Origin of the sequence: Arthrospira sp. PCC 8006, from assembly GCF_046480465.1 — a bacterium.
GTDB classification, from domain to species: Bacteria; Cyanobacteriota; Cyanobacteriia; order Cyanobacteriales; family Microcoleaceae; genus Limnospira; species Limnospira platensis.
The window spans coordinates 1-1,942 of sequence record NZ_PKGG01000416.1; the positions used below are offsets into that span (position 1 = coordinate 1).

The 1,942-nt window shown below is 48.0% G+C and carries 2 protein-coding genes and 1 pseudogene; all 3 read left to right on the forward strand.

What is annotated here, in order from left to right:
• Positions 1-221 precede the first annotated feature (221 nt).
• Positions 222-485: an AbrB/MazE/SpoVT family DNA-binding domain-containing protein gene (locus tag B9T16_RS28165; protein WP_006616240.1), complete on the forward strand. Its 264-nt coding sequence runs from the start codon at positions 222-224 to the stop codon at positions 483-485.
• Positions 472-867 (forward strand): type II toxin-antitoxin system VapC family toxin, encoded by a 396-nt coding sequence (locus tag B9T16_RS28170; protein WP_410246337.1) that lies wholly within the window; start codon positions 472-474, stop codon positions 865-867. The genes B9T16_RS28165 and B9T16_RS28170 overlap by 14 nt, the downstream gene beginning before the upstream one ends.
• Before the next feature lie 192 nt (positions 868-1,059).
• Positions 1,060-1,942 (forward strand): annotated as a pseudogene (locus B9T16_RS28175) (hypothetical protein); the annotation flags it as partial.

Consider the following 1,942-nt stretch of genomic DNA (forward strand, 5'->3'; position numbering starts at 1 on the left):
ACTCTGAAACTATGGGATTTGGCTACGGGGGAAATGTTAGCGACCTTTACGGGGGATGGTGCGATCGCTTCCTGTGCGGTTGCTGCTGATGGCGTGACGGTGGCAGGGGGGGATTGGTTGGGACGGGTGTATTTCCTGCGTTTGGAGGGGTTGAGGGGTTGATATCACTGTGGACTATCTAATTTTGTTAGAATTACCGAAATATATCAACTGATTCACTCATGGAAATTGCCAAAGTCTCCGAAACAGGACAGATTATCATTCCACCGGAAATGCGGAAAATCTATAGCTTGGACGTGGGGACAGAAATCATCTTGACTGATACAGGCAAAGGGATTTTAATTCAGCCCAAACAGCCTTTTCCTCCTACTACTTTAAATGAAGTAGCCGGGTGTTTGAAGTATAACGGTTCACCCAAAACCTTAGAGGATATGGAAGCTGCTATTAGCCAAGGCATTCAGGAGCAATGGCATGATTGCAGTTGATACCAATATTGTAGTTCGGCTTCTGACTCAAGATGATCCAGTCCAATATCAAAAAAGTCTAGAACTTTTTCAAAACCCGGAAATCTTCATTTCCCACACCGTTATCCTAGAAACCGAATGGGTGCTGAGATTTGCTTATAAGTTTAAACGGAATCAAGTTTGTTCAGCTTTACGGAAACTTGTGGGATTACCAAATGTTTACTTAACTCATCCGATGTTAGTTCATCGAGCCCTACTGTGGCATGAAAATGGTTTGGATTTTGCCGATGCTTTGCATCTAGCTCAAAGTCAAGATTGCCAGGAATTCTACACCTTTGATGAAAAATTCATTAAAAATGCCAGAGAGCTAATCAATTGTGAGGTCAAAAAACCAGGGGATTAAGAAGAGATAATAAAAATGGTGGGACGGGTGTATTTCCTGCGGTTGGAGGGGTTGAGGGGTTGATAAAGGGGCTTTGTTAATGCGATCGCAGTGAGGCGGCACAGATGCTCCTAGAAACCGGGGTTTCTCAGATGCTATAATCCCCGAATATCCCATAACCCGCCATAACTCCACTTTCATGGGTGACACATTATGGACTATTCCCGACTGTTGCAACTCAATCGACCCCTATTAGCCGGAACCGTCCTCGTCGGTTTAGGTTCCATCGTCACGGGAGGGTTAGCGGTTTCGGCGGCAGGGTTAGCGGTTCCCGTGTTGGAGGGGTTCGCTAACTTTTTCGCGGGGATGACCGGGAATAATTTAGGGGCGTTAGTAGAGCGATTCCGCAATAGTAGCGAGGTGCTGCGGAATGAAGACATCGCCAAAGCCGCCGGACGCACCGTGGCGAAAGCCTTGGCGGAAAAAATTAGCCCTAACTATTCCGATAAAGAATCCTTAGACAATTTCGCCAATGAAATCGAGGGCTATTGGCTGCAATGGGCGGAAGAAGCCAAAACCCTGAACCTGTTTGAGACTCTCCAGGAAGACCAGTTATATCAGGTTTTCAGCCAACAACCGGAGCAGTTTACCGAGTATCAGGTCCTACCCGAAGCAGAATGGCGGGAGGTGGTGACTTGGTTATTCCAACAGGGATGCGAGAAAGGGGTATTGCTCGATACCCTCGACAGTTATCAGGATGTCATCGAGGAGTTAACCGGAGAATTAGCGGCGAACTTTAATAAACACCTGCGCCAAGTCCTGAAAGATGATGCCAACAACGGGGGGAAAGCCTTTGTGGGGATGTTGTTTGACCTCCACGGGGCGACCTTGGCGAAAGTTGAGGAGATTCGGGACTATTTACCCGAAATCGCCACTCGTCAGGATATGCGCCGGATATTAGCCGCCATTGCCCAAAATCAAAACCCCAGCCCACCCGCACCGGCTACCCCTTGGCACGGTTTAGGGGCCATTGATACCGTCCCCAAACCCCCTCCTCACTTTCTCCCCCGTCCCCAGGATATAGATGAGTTAAAGG

Excerpts from the sequence above, each read along its gene's own strand:
- B9T16_RS28165 (WP_006616240.1), top strand. The coding sequence starts at position 222 with ATGGAAATTGCCAAAGTCTCCGAAACAGGACAGATTATCATTCCACCG.
- B9T16_RS28170 (WP_410246337.1), top strand. The coding sequence starts at position 472 with ATGATTGCAGTTGATACCAATATTGTAGTTCGGCTTCTGACTCAAGAT.